The sequence below is a fragment of the Myxosarcina sp. GI1 genome, assembly GCF_000756305.1.
Taxonomy (GTDB): Bacteria; Cyanobacteriota; Cyanobacteriia; order Cyanobacteriales; family Xenococcaceae; genus Myxosarcina.
Genome location: NZ_JRFE01000020.1, coordinates 1 through 14,547, shown reverse-complemented (window position 1 = coordinate 14,547; position 14,547 = coordinate 1). Strand labels below are relative to the sequence as shown.

The following is a 14,547-nucleotide window of genomic DNA, read 5'->3' as shown; positions in this document are numbered from 1 at the left end:
GCGCTACATTAAAAATGAGATTTTTTAGCTTTCTGGTTCATGAGCTTATTCAATTTGCAAGCACCATTTCAACCAATGGGCGATCAGCCCCAGGCGATCGCCGAGTTGACTAAATCCCTTCAGGCAGGCAATCGTTTTCAAACTCTTTTGGGTGCTACGGGGACGGGTAAAACCTTTTCCATCGCTCATACCATTGCTAACGTCGAAAAACCCACATTGGTACTGGCTCATAACAAAACCCTGGCGGCGCAGCTATGTAACGAGTTGCGGCAGTTTTTTCCAAACAATGCCGTAGAGTATTTTATTAGTTATTACGACTACTATCAGCCAGAAGCATATATTCCCGTCAGCGATACCTATATTGAAAAGACCGCTTCGATTAACGACGAAATCGATATGTTGCGTCACTCGGCAACGCGATCGCTTTTTGAACGCCGAGATGTAATTGTGGTGGCTTCCATTAGTTGTATCTATGGTTTGGGTATACCTTCAGAGTATCTTAAAGCGGCAGTTCCGTTACGTATGGGCATGGAAGTAAATCAGCGTGAATTGCTTAGAGATTTAGTGTCGGTACAGTATTCTCGTAACGATATCGAACTCGAACGGGGCAGATTTCGGGTTAAGGGAGATGTATTAGAAATCGTTCCTGCTTATGAAGATCGCATTATCAGAATTGAGTTTTTTGGCGATGAGATTGAGGCACTGCGCTATGTCGATCCAGTTACAGGAGAGATTTTACAAAGTTTGAATGGCATCAATATATATCCCGCCCGTCACTTTGTTACGCCAGAAGAAAGATTAGAGCAAGCCTGTCTGGATATTCAAGCCGAACTAGACGCTCGTTTAATCGAGTTAGAAAACCAAAACAAACTTTTAGAAGCTCAAAGACTGTCACAACGCGCCCGTTACGATTTAGAACTATTACGAGAAGTAGGATACTGCAACGGCGTAGAAAACTATTCGCGACATCTAGCAGGTAGAAAGCCAGGTGAACCTCCAGAATGTCTGATCGACTATTTTCCCGATGATTGGCTATTAGTTGTCGATGAGTCGCACGTTACCGTACCGCAAATTCGGGGTATGTATAACGGCGATCGCTCGCGAAAAATGGTGTTAATCGAACACGGCTTTCGTCTGCCTTCGGCAGCTGATAATCGTCCTTTAAAATCCGATGAATTTTGGCAGAAAGTCAATCAATGCGTTTTGGTTTCTGCTACCCCTGGTAAATGGGAATTCGAGCAGTCAGAAGATCGGGTAATCGAGCAGATTATTCGTCCTACAGGAGTAATCGATCCCGAAATTATGGTGCGCCCTACCGATGGACAAGTAGACGATCTTTTAGGAGAAATTAAAGAGCGTGTTACCAAGCAAGAACGAGTTTTGATTACTACTCTAACTAAAAGAATGGCAGAAGATCTGAGCGAATATTTTAACGAACGAGATATTAAAGTACAGTATCTTCACTCGGAAATTAAATCGATCGAGCGGATTGAAATTTTACAGGCTTTGAGAAATGGTGAGTTTGATGTTTTAATTGGCGTTAACCTTCTAAGAGAGGGATTGGATCTACCTGAAGTATCTTTAGTAGCAATTTTAGATGCCGATAAAGAAGGCTTTTTGCGATCGGAAAGTTCGATTATTCAGACTATAGGTAGAGCCGCACGTCATGTTCGCGGAGAGGCAATTTTATACGCCGACAATTTAACCAATAGCATGGCAAGGGCGATTGAAGAAACGGAAAGAAGACGTAATATTCAGGTTGCCTACAACAAAAGGCACAATATTACCCCCAAACCAATTATCAAAAAAGGTGACAATGCGATTCTGGCTTTCTTAGATATTTCTCGTCGCTTAAATAAAGAGCAGTTAGAAGAAATTTACGAAAATTCCAACGAACTCTCTTTAGAACAAATTCCCGATTTGATAGAGCAGCTAGAAGCCAAAATGAAAGAAGCTGCCAAAAATTTAGAATTTGAAGAAGCAGCAAAATATCGCGATCGCATTCAAAATCTACGCGATAAATTATTAGGCAAAAAACGTATCTAAATTCATCTCGTACGGACGTTTCATGGAACGTCCTCTACTACTTTTTGTAAATGATCGACCGCCTACCAGCTACCAACTCTCGCCAATTAGCTTTTCTCGCCTTAAAAAATGTTTACCAACAGCAGGCATATACCGACATTGCCTTAGATCGCGTTTTGCGAAACCAGTCTATTGAAAGACAAGATCGCGGTTTGGTTTGCGAACTGGTGTATGGAGTAGTACGCCGCCAGCGAACCCTGGATGCTTTAATCGATCGCCTGGGCAAAAAAAATGCCCGACAGCAACCTTTAGATTTGCGAATTATCTTACACTTAGGTTTGTATCAATTACGCTATAGCGATCGCATTCCCCCCTCGGCGGCGGTAAACACCAGCGTCGAACTTGCCAAAGCCAACGGTTTAAACAAGCTAGCGGGGGTAGTAAACGGTATATTGCGTGAATATCTCCGACAGGCAGAACATGGCGATCCCTTGCGGCTTCCAGAAGATACCGTACAAAGGTTGGGTATTTTACACAGCTTTCCCGACTGGATCGTTAAAACTTGGTTAGAACAACTGTCATTTACTGAAGCTGAGAAACTAGCGATGTGGTTCAACCAGTCGCCGCATATCGATCTGCGAGTTAATATTCTCAAAACTACAGTAGCAGAAGTAACGGCTGCTTTAAAAGCTAAGGGTGTATCCGTGTCCCCCATGCCGCATTTACCTCAAGCTTTGCGGATTAATAATAGTACGGGAGAAATTACTTCTTTACCAGGATATAAAGAAGGCTGGTGGGTAGTGCAAGACAGCAGCGCACAACTAGTAAGCCATTTTCTCGATCCCCAGCCTGGAGAAACGATTATCGATGCCTGTGCCGCACCAGGAGGAAAAACCACTCATATTGCCGAATTAATGAGCGATCGCGGGTTCGTTATTGCTTGCGATCGCGCTACCAAACGCCTGGAAAAAGTTAGAGCTAACGCCGCACGCTTACAGTTAAAATCTATTACAATACAAACGGGTGACAGTCGTAACTTAACACAATTTAAAGAAACAGGCGATCGAGTCTTATTAGACGCACCCTGTTCTGGTTTGGGGACTTTAGGCAAACGTCCCGACATTCGTTGGCGACATCCAGAGGCAATTGATAAACTTGTTGAGTTACAAAAGGAACTGTTAGCAGAAGTAGCAACCTGGGTAAAACCAAACGGTGTTTTGGTATATGCCACTTGTACTCTCAACTATGTAGAAAATAAAAAAGTAATACAAACTTTTTTAAAACACAATCCTAATTGGAGAGTACAATTACCTATGGCTTCATCTCCCGCCAGTCATTTTGTCGATCCAGAAGGCTGGATCGAAATTTATCCTCACCATAACAATATGGACGGATTTTTCATGGTGAAGTTACAAAAAATTTTGTAGTCTGCCAATAGACACAGTAGAAAAAATGAAAACATTACTTAAAATTTTAATTGGTGCTGCTTGGATAGACGGCATTATTCAACCAGAAGAAAGAAGATATTTACGTCGCGTGGCGCAAGAATTTCAACTGGCAAACGATCCCGAAATTAGACCTTTATTGTCAGAACTGCGTCCCGTACAGCCTATAGAATGCTATCAGTGGTTAGAAGATTATTTAGGAGAAGATCATTCTCACGAAGACTATTTGGAGTTGCTAGAAAAAATTAGTGGCTTGATCTACAGCGACGGCTATGTTGATATTCGCGAAGCCAAACTAATTGAAAAGATCGAGCATTTAGATTCTGCCAACGAATCTAACAAAAAGATATTTAATAAACTATTGAGAAAAATTCAAAAGCTATATCGGTCGGCAATGGAACAGCATGTATGATTGGGTAGCGAGTAGCGAGTAGCGAGTAGCGAGTAGCGAGTAATGATTAATGAAAAGATTTTGTGTGGCGATCTCAATTTCTAAAAGTTAACCATGAATTTTGGGACACATAAAAGAAAACTAGTAGAATCTCTTCAGATTGCGCTAGATAAAGATAAGAAAAGATGACGTGGACGATATACAGTATAGTTATCACTACTATTACTACATACCACAAAGTAAAGTATTTAAAGAAAGTGCTTTAGGTAATAGCAATCTTGATGCAGAAAATGTAAAAGCATCAGATATCCGCATCGCTAAAATATCCGAGCTTAATATTAATCCTTGCCAACTAAGATAGAGAATGTGAAACAAAAAGATACTCTAAGTCAAATTAAGTTTATTCTGCTTTTCCCTATATTTTACCCTACCAACTAAATTACGATTCTTATCTATATTCGTTTTATCCAGTAAGCTCTAGCTAGGATAATTGATGACTCTTAACATAGGCTAATTTTGTGGAACCCGAACATAATACTCCCATCGAACATCAAAATGTTCCTCAAGCTCATCAAGGATTACACAGTTTTTTGTATAGTTCTGATGATGAACATAATGTCGATCGCAATTCCATTGTCTTAGATTCTGATGGAACAGCCATAGTAACGGTGTCAGAGTGGCAAAACCAGACGGAAAATACTAAAGTTGCAGGGGTTTATGCAGTTTTAGACAGAGAACGCATTTATCAGTATATTGGTTATTCCAGGGATGTCCTACGTTCTCTAAAAGGACACATTATCCAAAACGGCGCAGAAGTTTGCGCTTTTATTCGAGTCAAAACTATTAAGTTTCCCAAGCGTCAAGCGATGGAAACAGTAAAAGATGAATGGTTGGCTGAGTTAAATTATACTCCAATCGGCAATACAACTAAGTTAGGTACATGGGCGAGTACAATTGGCGAAGCAGCTAAAGCTACCATGACAGAAGCGGAAAAAAATACTTACGAAGAAAAGAAATTGAAACTAAGAAAAGCAATGGCAGATGCGACTCTTACTGATGAACTAGCAGCGCAAGACACACAAAGCGAAGCCGAACTCAAGCGTCGTCATAAATTAGAAGCAGCAATTAAAAACGACGATTGGAGTTCGGTAATTGAGTCTTAATTTGTTCTCTTACCCGAAGATAGAGAATCAGAAGAACTAACTCTATGCGTTCTCTATCAAGAAATGAACGGCAAAAGATTAACCAGATTTAAAAAACTGTAAGCCACTTGAGAAGAGAGTTTTAGAAGTTATTGGTAAGCCATGGGATAAAAAATAGGACAATTTTGTTTTTATTTTGTCAAAAGTGTTAGTATTAAGGCTGAGAATCAACAGATTAACGATTAGGTTTGTATTCAGTATCTACAGGTTTTTTCCGTACAGTATTGAGCTATTTCTTTTCCAATAATCCTGTCTCTCTAAACCCAAGACTCATTGAGAAGACAATTAAAATATGTCAATTTACGTAGGCAATCTATCTTACGAAGTTAATTCAGAAGACTTAAACGAAGTCTTCGCTGAATATGGAACTGTTAAACGGGTTCATATTCCTAGCGATCGCGAAACAGGTCGTCCAAGAGGATTTGCATTTGTCGAGATGGAATCGGAAGCTAATGAAGACGAAGCTATCAAAGCTCTAGATGGAGCAGAATGGATGGATCGTCAGCTAAAAGTTAATAAAGCTAGACCTCGCGAAGATAATAGAAATCGTGGTGGACGAAACAACCGTTTCTAAGCTTTGCAATTAAACTAAAAAATCGACGCTTCTAAAAACGAGTAGATTAGTCTACGTCACTTTTTTAGGGGCGCTTTGTTGTTTGAATATAAAAGAATTAGCAATGTTATCGAGAAATTTGTTTGGCGATATCGATACAGGTATAAATATCGGCAGTAGTTTTTATTGCCAAATTATTGATATGAGTCTTACTGGCTCGATAACCAGCATCTTGTAAGGCTTTGATTAACTGCGATCGCCTGGGAAGATCTAGCTTACCTCGTTTACCAATTTCACCTAAAGTATAAAAGTAAGGCGGAGTATCTATTTCTGCTGCCAGCTTGGACAGTAATTTTTCTGCTTCTTGCCACTGCCACTGTTGCGCCATACTCAGCAAACGCTCGATATATGGTTTTTGATGCAGTTCTCCCTGCCACATCGCGCCACTTAAAATTACTGAAGGATTGGGACAGCTACAGCTAACTTTACCCAATTTACGCCAGGTAACTGTTTGGTAATTGCCACAACTATGACAGTAGGCGATAAAACCATAATTTTTAGTAGTTAGCTTGGGTTTATGAATTAATCGCAGCATCAAACGATAGGTTTTGCCCGTAAACAGCGAAAATAAAGGTTCGATCCCCAAACCTTTGGTAGCCGCCTGCTGCTGTACGCTACCAATTAACAATCTTAAAGCCTGTTCGTGAGCGGCAGGATGGGAACGAGCGATCGCCCCATAAGCTGCTAAACTATTTTCTGGTAGATGACCCGTTAGAGTACGTCCGTCAGTGCTGGTAAGGTACATCAGACCGCCAATTTTTGTCGCCCACAGCATCGTACTTAGATAGGGAGCGGCAGTACCAAAACAGTCTACATCAACCAAATCGTAATAGTCTCGGTGAGAGTAACACTCAAAAAAAACTCGATGCGCGTCGAAGTTAGTTAGTCGAAAAGATGCGATCGCAGGAGCTAAATTTTGTTGCAGCAGAGAATGTAATTCGGGATTACCTTCATTTATCCATAAGTAATCGGCATGGCTTTCCAGGCAATAGCGCAAACTGCGAACTCCACAACCTGCCAAAGTATCCAATATTCTCAGGCTGCCATTATCCTGACGATAGGCAGCAGCAGCTAAAATACCCAAATCCCTCACTATTTTGGTTTGAGGGTTATAAAAGGCGTTGCCTATCTGAAATTTTGCTTTACCTTCTGTCTGCCAAAGAAAAAGAATCTGTTTTATCCGATTTTATGGTCATTTAATTGATGATACCGTTTTCAAGTGAGTTGACGAGTCAATATTAGCAGAGTAGCTTTGACTTAGACTTAGAGTGGCATCAAGGCGTTTGCGGCTAGCAAGCGTCTTTTTTTTGATAGTAAAAACATTCCTTGCACGGTCCTTGAGGATTAACTGCACAGCGAATATAAGGAGAACGAGCATTATACAGACAACTGAGATCGCCAATATAGCGTTTGCTTAGTGTTCGACGGCGATCGCGATAATAAACAGCAAACAAATCGCGATCGCGATATGAATTGAGTGTCCGAAACTGTCTGAGTCGCTCTTGCCACCTACGATTGAGTTTCTGCAAGATAAATAAATAAGTCAAAGCGGGTAAAATGCCAAGAACTAAGAGGATACCTAGCTTCAGAGCAACCAGATGAGATAAACCATTAGTCATTATTATGTACGAAAAATATGGCACGGCGGAATATGTTTATTTTCTTATAGGTAGAGAGAAGTTTCTAAGGTTGACTCAATAAATCTGGCAAAAGAAAGCCTCGTTCGACCTGCTGTAATTTAATGTTTTTAGCTTGCAGTGCTGTTTGTAAAACTTTCATGGCTCTTTCTGGCTTTCCTTTGCCGCAAAAAAATAAATCGGCAGCAAAATAACCGTGTTCGGGCCAGGTATGGATAGCTATATGAGATTCGGCTAAAGTAGCTGTAGCTGTTATGCCTTGCGGACTAAATTGATGTACGCAGAGATCGATAATTGTACCTTCTCCTGCCGCAACTGCTGCAAGCAAAGCCCGACGTATTTGTTGGGGATCGTTTAATAGTGCTGCTGGTGCCTGCCAAGCATCTAACACCAAATGAGTTCCTATTTTGTTCACAGGCTGGCATACCCTCCAACTATCTTCGAGCGAGCTATGGTAAGTATTAGACGTAGCATAAATAAACGCCTTTTAAGATTAAAGCTTAATTTTATTCGGCAAAGACACGCTATTATCGTGAGAATACTACTATTGTAGCCGTGTACTTTTTATTCTTTAATTTAGCTACTGGCGATCGCTAGCAAATCTCGCCGTTCTTTCATTGCGATCTCGCTCGACGTAAACTAGATTAAAAATCTGGCTAAATTACACTGCTTGTTAAACGCTTTGATTATTGATACAGTCAGATCGGAGACAAGTTTTTTTTTACCAGACTTTATCTTTAAAAGATAATATGTCTAAATTACAAGCTTTGATTTTTGATGTTGATGGAACTTTAGCCAATACCGAAGAAGATGGGCATCGGGTGGCATTCAATCATGCTTTTGAAAAAGCCGAGCTAGATTGGCACTGGAAGAGAGATTTGTATAGAGAACTTTTGGCTATTTCGGGAGGAAAAGAAAGAATTAAATTTTATCTCCAGCAACAGCATCCCGCTATTAAATTCGATAAAGATATTAAAGATTTTATTGCCGACCTTCACCAAATTAAAAGTCAATATTATCAACAACTACTTGCATCGGGAAAAATTTCCTTTCGTACGGGAGTTAAAAGATTAATTAGCGCAGCCAAAGCAGAGTCGATAAGATTGGCTATAGCTACAACTAGCAGTTTAGAAAGTACGGAGGCTTTAATTCGGCATTTTCATCCCGACTGGTTTGAAGTTATTGCTGCAGGCGATATCGTTCCCCACAAAAAACCTGCACCAGATATCTACAATTACGTTTTAGAACAGATGAACTTATCGCCAAAAAACTGTTTGGTGTTTGAAGATTCTCAACACGGTTTGCAAGCTGCGATCGCTGCTGGAATAAAAACCATCGTTACCGTTAATGACTATACCAAAGAGCAAGATTTTAGCGAAGCGGCATTAATTTTAAATCATTTGGGAGAACCAGAACAACCTTTTGAGATTTTACAGGGAGATTGCCAAAATCATAGCTATTTGGATATCGACAGTTTGAAGAAATTACTATGATTTTGCCGTAAGTAAGAAACAAATATTTAAAATGTCATTACCTATTATTCTTCAGCCTAGTGAAGGCAAGTCAGTAACAATTGGTACCAGTACCTGTACCTTTAAACTAACGGGAAAAGACACTCACGGTCATTTTGGTCTGTTTGAGTTTACCTTAGAACCAGAAACCGACGGTGCCAGTCCTCATATCCACAAAGAAATGACCGAGACATTTTATGTTTTAGAAGGTGAAGTAGAGTTGGTATTGGGACAGGAAAAAATAACTGCTGTGTCAGGAACTTTAATGAATGTTCCCGAAAATACCCGTCACGGTTTTTCCAATCCTAGCTCGATGCCAGCTAAAATGTTGATTATGTTTTGTCCTGCCGACTCGCGAGAGCAATACTTTGAAGGATTAGCCGAATTAACTAAAGACGGACGAAAACCAACCCAGAAAGAACTATTAGAATTAACGCAAAAATTCGACCAGTATCCCGCCTAAAGTTAGAGTTAGAGTTATTTCCAACTTTTAAGGCGATCGCTTTTCCTAATAGCGATCGCGAAAATAACAAAAATGCAAAAGTTTGGCTAAATTAAAGTTTTTAGTATCTTGCTACTTTATATGACTACGAATTTATTTTCTCTGCCTATTAAAATACCCATTTTTAAGATAGAAAACTTTTGCAGACGCAACCATATTAATAAACTATCTCTGTTTGGTTCTGTATTGAGAGATGATTTTACAGCGAACAGCGATGTCGATCTTTTGGTTGAGTTTCAAGAGGGAAAAACTCCAGGCTTGGCTATTATCGATCTACAAGACGAGTTATCAGAAATAATAGGGCGTGAAGTAGATTTGAGAACTCCACACGAATTGAGTCATTTTTTTAGAGATAGAGTGTTAAGCGAAGCTGTACCAATATATGACCAAGTCAGACGATTTAACCAGATTCAAACACATACAACAAGCAGCAAAAGAAGCAATTAGTTTTGTTGAAGGTCGGAGTCGAAAAGATCTAGATAAAGAGCGAATGTTGTCTTTAGCCTTGGTAAGATTAATTGAAATTATTGGAGAAGCCGCAAATAATATTTCTTCTCAGAAGCAAGAACAATACTCCGAAATTCCTTGGAGGCGAATAATAGGAATGAGAAATCGCTTAATTTACGCGTATTTTGAAGTGGATTTAGAAATAGTTTGGCAAGTAGTAACTAAAGATTTGCCAACTATATTGCCACAGATAGAAGCTGCTATATCGAAATTAAAAGATTGAAATAGATTTTTTGCTAAATATTAAGCTTTCGCCTGCGAATTATACAAATCATCTCATCTAGCAAATTGCTGAAGTAAATAAAGATAAAACTTTTCGCGATCTACTTCTGTCATCACTTTAATTTTTCTACCGCCAGATTTAATAATGGTTCTGCCTTGACTCGCACCCTGAGTAATAATGTCGGTTTCTTTTTCCTCAAGATTATAAAACTCAGGGTGAGCTAAATAAGTTGTAGCTAAAATATCCCAACAGTAATAGTTTTGCGGAATTGCCAGCGCGTAACACATACCCGCTAAATCTGAGAGTGGATATTTTCTTTGTTTGGATAGCTGACGAATTAGAGCGGGAGTAACGGGAACGGTATTAGTTAAATCTAAAGGACAAAGAGTAACAGGAATTTCTGTATCCCAAATTTGTTTGGCGGCAATAGGATCCCAATAAACATTCCATTCTGCCGAACCGTCGTGTTCCATAGCAAAGACTTTTTCGACGTTACCACTAACACTTAACGCGCCTCCCATCCAGACAAGTTCGGCAATTTTGTTAGTTATCTGCGGTTCTGTAGCGATCGCTTCGGCTATGGTAGTTAAAGGACCAGTTACCATTAGAATCACTGGTTCTGGTGCGTTTTGTAATTGAGTAATAATAAATTCTTGTCCCGTTATCGAAACTGGTGCTGTAACTAGTTCTCGTTCGTTAAGTAAGGGAAAATTATCGATAATCAGACAGTCGCGACGAAATTCGGGAGGGAAGGGGTTTAAACCACGAACGGTACTTTCAACTACAGGAACTTCAGTTCGTTCCATTAGCTGAATAATTTTACGGCTAACGCTCACTGCGGCTTTACCATAGCAGTCAGCAGGGGTAACTACAATTCCTAAAGGTTTGACATCTGCCATAGTCAACAACAGCATCATCGAGAGGAAATCATCGATCGCGCCATCGTGATCCATCAATACTAGTTTTTTCGTCATCTTGCTTTACCAAAGCCCAAGCTTTAAGATAGCAAAGATCTATTTTGCATCAGCATCTCTTTCCGAACGAACGCTTAAATAGCGATCGCGACGAATCGTTTGCAGTACCGAACTTATAGTGGTTTCTAATTCACCAAGAGTAGTTAAAATTTGTCCTCCCATTTCTAAAGCTGCTTCAAATTCTGGCTGTACCACTTCTTTCGCACCCATTTGAGTTAAAACATCGATTTCGCTGTTGTTGTGGGTACGAACTACTATGTCTAGTTTGGGAGCTAGCTTAAGAGCGTGTTCGAGTAAGATACGGGTGCTGGAAGGATCGGGAAGGGCGATCGCTAAAGCCTTAGCTTTGGGTAGATGTGCTTTTTCTAAAACTAGTTCCGAATCAGCATCGCCAAACACATAGGGAATTTTTTCCTGTCGCAAACGTCTGACCGCGGCTTCGCTATTTTCAATTGCCAAAACGTTAAAACCACGATCGCGCAAAATTTTAACGATTACCTGTCCGACTCTCCCATAMCCTGCCACTACTACATGGTCGCAGATAGTTTCGGGAACTGCTATGCCTCGATTTTGTTGTCTGCGTTTTAAATAACTGGCGATCGCTGGTACGCTTGCCAGCCTACGAGCAATTTGCGGTGAAAACTTCATTTCAATGGGAGTCAGGATTAAAGTTATTGCCGTAGTACCAATTAGCAATAAATACTGTTCCTGAGTAATTAATTCCGATTCAAATCCTACCAAAGCAAGTACGAAAGAAAATTCTCCAATTTGATTTAGTCCCAAAGCCGAGATTACTGCGGTTTTAAACGAATAGCCAAATTGCCAGACAATGGGAAAAACAATTATTGCTTTAGCAATTTGCACCAAAGCAACTAAGCCAACAATAATCCCAAAGTTCTGCCACAAAATATCGGGATCGATTAACATACCAATGGAAGCAAAAAACAGGCTGGCAAAGGTATCCCGTAACGGTATCACTTTAGCCAAAGCGCGGTCTGAATAATCGATTTCGGAAATAGTCAACCCCGCCACAAAAGCCCCCATTTCAATTGACAGACCGAGGCTGGCGGTCACTAAGGCAACACCCAAACACAAAGCAATTGTAGTTAATAAAAACAATTCGCTATTTTCAGTTTGCGCTACAGTTTTCATCAACGAGGGAACTACCCAATAGCCAAATGCTATAGCACTGGCAAAAAACAACACCGCTTTTAAAACGGCTATAGCCAAAGCGGGAACAAGATTATTTGGTTCGTCGAGAGCGGGTAGTATAGCCAGCATTAAACCTAAAGCCAGATCTTGGGCAATTAGAATGGCTAGCATGATTTGCCCATGAATCGTATCGACTTCGCCCCTTTCTGTTAGAGTTTTCAGCACCACTGCCGTAGAAGAGAGAGACAGAATTGCTCCCAGAAAAATTCCTCTTATTGGTGACGATACCCAACCGCCTAGTAGAGCCAAAATAGCTACTAGAAGAATGGTAGAGCCAATTTGCAGTAAACTACCTTTAATAGCAATGTCTTTAACCCGTCTTAGTTCTGCAAGAGAAAATTCCACTCCCAAAGCAAACAGTAAAAAAGCTACGCCAATTTCTGCCAAAGATTCGATTTGTTCTGTTTGCCCGATCAGTCCCAAACCAAAAGGACCGATTGCCAGACCACAAGCGAGATAGCCTAAAAGAACTGGTTGTCTCAGACGATTGACGATAAAGCCACCTAGTGCCGAAGCAGCTAAGACAACTGTAAGATCTCGAACCAAAATATCTACGCCTGCCATTAAGTTTAGAGAGTTAACGTCTGTTTTCCCTTCGATTTTAATCAACCTGGTTACATGTACTTGGGTTTTTACCAATTCGATCGCAATTTTCAATAGTTCAGTTTGCAGTACATAAAAATTAAGTATTTTTGTTTAACCGATCGTTACAACAAACAACTAAAGAACGATTGCCAAAGCACTTAATAAGGGTTATTTATTAGATAAATAAAAAAAATATATAATATCCAGGGATAAATTATGCCCGACAATACCGATTATCCAAACGCTACAATTTTTCAGAAAGCGAACTTGATTAGAAGACAGGCAGCCTATCGTAACTGGCATCGCCACAAATCACAACGCTACATTTTACGTACTCAATTGGGTTTTGCAGGTTTAAAAAGTTCTCGTCCCCAAGCTTGCATTGGCTGTGTCAACTATCACGGGCAAGCTTACGGTCAAACCTTAGCTACTCGCACCAAATTAATATGTGCCATTCATCCTTATGGCTGGCTGCGATCGCCATACTGTCCTGACTGGGAAGGACAAACTAATTGAAAGACATTTAGCATTTAGCAATATTCATTGTTCGATGAGTTTTAATAAGGCAATGAAAATTATTCAATCTTCTTGCCTTTCCAAATTTGACAGGGGAAGCGGTAGATCGAATTTTTTCTTTGATGCTAAAAAAGTATTATTCTCGGTTCTCGGCACTTACATCGCGTAGTGTTCGATCTCCAGTCTCTCGGTTTGGTTCAGCCACACGAAGTATACTTGCAAGACAAATTTGGCAGGCTCAGAAAAGCGATCGCAGCAAACTAATATTTAATGTGACGAGAAAGTGACGCATCTTGTTGGCAAACGCAACTCAAAACATTTAAGCCTTTGTTAATAGCTTGCTATTAAAAAAAACGCGATCGCGCCATCTACTCTCATGTGAGTGCTGCAACTCAACTCAACAAAATATACAACGTCATTTTTTGGTCATCTTTAGCCTCAACACTAATAGTGTAAAAGTTGTAGAAGACAATGAAGATGACTAACTCTCAATTAAAACAAGGTGTTGGCATTTTTTCCGATCGCCAGCAGCTAATCAAAGCCTGTCAAGAATTACGCCAGCATGAATTTTTACCCAAAAATGTTGCTGCCCTACCTGCAACTGAAGGTGCAATGAAGGGTGCGATCGCGGGAGGCTCTACAGGTGGATTACTCGCACTTATAGGAGGCTTGAGCGCGATGTTAATTCCTGGAGTTGGTTTACCTCTGGCTGCCGAATCTTTGTTAACAGTTGCGGCAGGAACGGGTTTCAGTTCTGCAGTGGGTGGTTTCATCGGAGGAATACGGGGTTGGTTCTTGCCCGAAGAAGTTGCTCGCATCTATCGAGAAAAAGTTTTAAAGGGTAATTATATAATTATCGTTCGAGGCAGCCAAACAGAGCTATAGCGAGCTTATTCGTTGCTGACTAATTACAAAATTAGAGAATGGCAAGTATACGATTTGTCCCAATCCGCAGTTAAAGAAATTTGGCAAAAATCTGAGTAGTTAAATTCTATCTGACAAGGGGAGCATCCCATTTTGGAAGAAAAACAGAAGAAGTAGAGAAATAGAAGCAATGGCGGTCAAACTATAAGAAGACTTGAGTAGATAAAAAGATTAATGACTCCATCAGAAAAAGCTCGTGTTCAAGAGTGCGTTCAAGAACTATCAGAGATTTTGTATCGTAATACTCCATCAGACAATCGCGCTTCGCGATTCGCCGGAC

17 protein-coding genes are annotated in these 14,547 nt (G+C 40.3%); 12 read left to right on the top strand and 5 right to left on the bottom strand.

Annotated features, from left to right (window positions below; all coding sequences use genetic code 11):
- Positions 1–39 precede the first annotated feature (39 nt).
- From uvrB to KV40_RS15290, 6 genes are all read left to right on the top strand, one after another.
- A complete protein-coding gene (gene uvrB / locus KV40_RS15310; protein WP_036483204.1) occupies positions 40–2,046 on the top strand; it encodes an excinuclease ABC subunit UvrB in 2,007 nt (668 codons plus the stop codon).
- A 50-nt stretch (positions 2,047–2,096) separates the two neighbouring features.
- Positions 2,097–3,452, top strand: coding sequence for a 16S rRNA (cytosine(967)-C(5))-methyltransferase (locus tag KV40_RS15305; protein WP_036483200.1), 1,356 nt, complete (start codon positions 2,097–2,099; stop codon positions 3,450–3,452).
- 25 nt (positions 3,453–3,477) lie between these two features.
- Positions 3,478–3,882 carry a TerB family tellurite resistance protein gene (locus KV40_RS15300; RefSeq protein WP_172657293.1) on the top strand — a complete coding sequence of 135 codons (405 nt, stop codon included), beginning with the start codon at positions 3,478–3,480 and terminating at the stop codon, positions 3,880–3,882.
- A gap of 169 nt (positions 3,883–4,051) precedes the next feature.
- Complete coding sequence (locus tag KV40_RS34960; protein WP_156114048.1) at positions 4,052–4,222, top strand: hypothetical protein; 171 nt, start codon at positions 4,052–4,054, stop codon at positions 4,220–4,222.
- A gap of 157 nt (positions 4,223–4,379) precedes the next feature.
- Complete coding sequence (locus KV40_RS15295) at positions 4,380–5,024, top strand: GIY-YIG nuclease family protein (protein WP_036483195.1); 645 nt, start codon at positions 4,380–4,382, stop codon at positions 5,022–5,024.
- Positions 5,025–5,355: 331 nt separating this feature from the next.
- Positions 5,356–5,637, top strand: coding sequence for an RNA-binding protein (locus tag KV40_RS15290; protein WP_036483194.1), 282 nt, complete (start codon positions 5,356–5,358; stop codon positions 5,635–5,637).
- A 106-nt stretch (positions 5,638–5,743) separates the two neighbouring features.
- Here the strand turns inward: KV40_RS15290 and KV40_RS15285 are convergent, their stop codons facing one another.
- The 3 genes from KV40_RS15285 to speD form a co-directional block, all read right to left on the bottom strand.
- Positions 5,744–6,805, bottom strand: a complete 1,062-nt coding sequence (locus tag KV40_RS15285) for a tRNA (guanine-N1)-methyltransferase (RefSeq protein WP_256381135.1) — start codon at positions 6,803–6,805, stop codon at positions 5,744–5,746.
- A gap of 160 nt (positions 6,806–6,965) precedes the next feature.
- Positions 6,966–7,295, bottom strand: coding sequence for a DUF6464 family protein (locus KV40_RS15280; protein ID WP_052055666.1), 330 nt, complete (start codon positions 7,293–7,295; stop codon positions 6,966–6,968).
- A gap of 64 nt (positions 7,296–7,359) precedes the next feature.
- Positions 7,360–7,728, bottom strand: coding sequence for an adenosylmethionine decarboxylase (gene speD / locus KV40_RS15275; RefSeq protein WP_036483190.1), 369 nt, complete (start codon positions 7,726–7,728; stop codon positions 7,360–7,362).
- A gap of 334 nt (positions 7,729–8,062) precedes the next feature.
- Between speD and KV40_RS15270 the strand changes: the two genes are divergently transcribed.
- The 4 genes from KV40_RS15270 (at position 8,063) to KV40_RS15255 (ending at position 10,056) form a co-directional block, all read left to right on the top strand.
- Complete coding sequence (locus KV40_RS15270) at positions 8,063–8,806, top strand: HAD family hydrolase (RefSeq protein WP_036483243.1); 744 nt, start codon at positions 8,063–8,065, stop codon at positions 8,804–8,806.
- Positions 8,807–8,837: 31 nt separating this feature from the next.
- Complete coding sequence (locus tag KV40_RS15265; protein ID WP_036483188.1) at positions 8,838–9,287, top strand: cupin domain-containing protein; 450 nt, start codon at positions 8,838–8,840, stop codon at positions 9,285–9,287.
- 120 nt (positions 9,288–9,407) lie between these two features.
- Positions 9,408–9,773 carry a nucleotidyltransferase family protein gene (locus KV40_RS15260; RefSeq protein ID WP_052055665.1) on the top strand — a complete coding sequence of 122 codons (366 nt, stop codon included), beginning with the start codon at positions 9,408–9,410 and terminating at the stop codon, positions 9,771–9,773.
- Positions 9,709–10,056 carry a DUF86 domain-containing protein gene (locus KV40_RS15255; RefSeq protein ID WP_036483187.1) on the top strand — a complete coding sequence of 116 codons (348 nt, stop codon included), beginning with the start codon at positions 9,709–9,711 and terminating at the stop codon, positions 10,054–10,056. Before KV40_RS15260 ends, KV40_RS15255 begins: the two co-directional genes overlap by 65 nt.
- A 53-nt stretch (positions 10,057–10,109) precedes the next feature.
- On the opposite strand, the gene KV40_RS15250 is transcribed toward KV40_RS15255, so the two are convergent.
- Together KV40_RS15250 and KV40_RS15245 are read right to left on the bottom strand one after the other, a co-directional pair.
- Entirely contained in the window at positions 10,110–11,030 is a 921-nt protein-coding gene (locus tag KV40_RS15250) for a nucleoside hydrolase (RefSeq protein WP_036483184.1), read from the bottom strand.
- Positions 11,031–11,069: 39 nt separating this feature from the next.
- The gene (locus KV40_RS15245; protein ID WP_036483239.1) at positions 11,070–12,806 is read right to left on the bottom strand and encodes a cation:proton antiporter; all 1,737 of its coding nucleotides are present in this window, start codon (positions 12,804–12,806) and stop codon (positions 11,070–11,072) included.
- A 237-nt stretch (positions 12,807–13,043) separates the two neighbouring features.
- On the opposite strand from KV40_RS15245, the gene KV40_RS15240 reads away from it, so the two are divergent.
- Positions 13,044–13,343 carry a hypothetical protein gene (locus KV40_RS15240; RefSeq protein WP_052055664.1) on the top strand — a complete coding sequence of 100 codons (300 nt, stop codon included), beginning with the start codon at positions 13,044–13,046 and terminating at the stop codon, positions 13,341–13,343.
- Between the two features lie 477 nt (positions 13,344–13,820).
- Positions 13,821–14,228: a hypothetical protein gene (locus tag KV40_RS15235; protein ID WP_036483181.1), complete on the top strand. Its 408-nt coding sequence runs from the start codon at positions 13,821–13,823 to the stop codon at positions 14,226–14,228.
- Positions 14,229–14,547: the final 319 nt, after the last annotated feature.

Bases quoted from the DNA above. Each gene is read 5' to 3' on its own strand.
- uvrB (WP_036483204.1), top strand. From the start codon at position 40: ATGAGCTTATTCAATTTGCAAGCACCATTTCAACCAATGGGCGATCAG.
- KV40_RS15305 (WP_036483200.1), top strand. From the start codon at position 2,097: ATGATCGACCGCCTACCAGCTACCAACTCTCGCCAATTAGCTTTTCTC.
- KV40_RS15300 (WP_172657293.1), top strand. From the start codon at position 3,478: ATGAAAACATTACTTAAAATTTTAATTGGTGCTGCTTGGATAGACGGC.
- KV40_RS15290 (WP_036483194.1), top strand. From the start codon at position 5,356: ATGTCAATTTACGTAGGCAATCTATCTTACGAAGTTAATTCAGAAGAC.
- KV40_RS15280 (WP_052055666.1), bottom strand. From the start codon at position 7,295: ATGACTAATGGTTTATCTCATCTGGTTGCTCTGAAGCTAGGTATCCTC.
- KV40_RS15270 (WP_036483243.1), top strand. From the start codon at position 8,063: ATGTCTAAATTACAAGCTTTGATTTTTGATGTTGATGGAACTTTAGCC.
- KV40_RS15265 (WP_036483188.1), top strand. From the start codon at position 8,838: ATGTCATTACCTATTATTCTTCAGCCTAGTGAAGGCAAGTCAGTAACA.
- KV40_RS15260 (WP_052055665.1), top strand. From the start codon at position 9,408: ATGACTACGAATTTATTTTCTCTGCCTATTAAAATACCCATTTTTAAG.
- KV40_RS15255 (WP_036483187.1), top strand. From the start codon at position 9,709: ATGACCAAGTCAGACGATTTAACCAGATTCAAACACATACAACAAGCA.
- KV40_RS15250 (WP_036483184.1), bottom strand. From the start codon at position 11,030: ATGACGAAAAAACTAGTATTGATGGATCACGATGGCGCGATCGATGAT.
- KV40_RS15240 (WP_052055664.1), top strand. From the start codon at position 13,044: ATGCCCGACAATACCGATTATCCAAACGCTACAATTTTTCAGAAAGCG.
- KV40_RS15235 (WP_036483181.1), top strand. From the start codon at position 13,821: ATGACTAACTCTCAATTAAAACAAGGTGTTGGCATTTTTTCCGATCGC.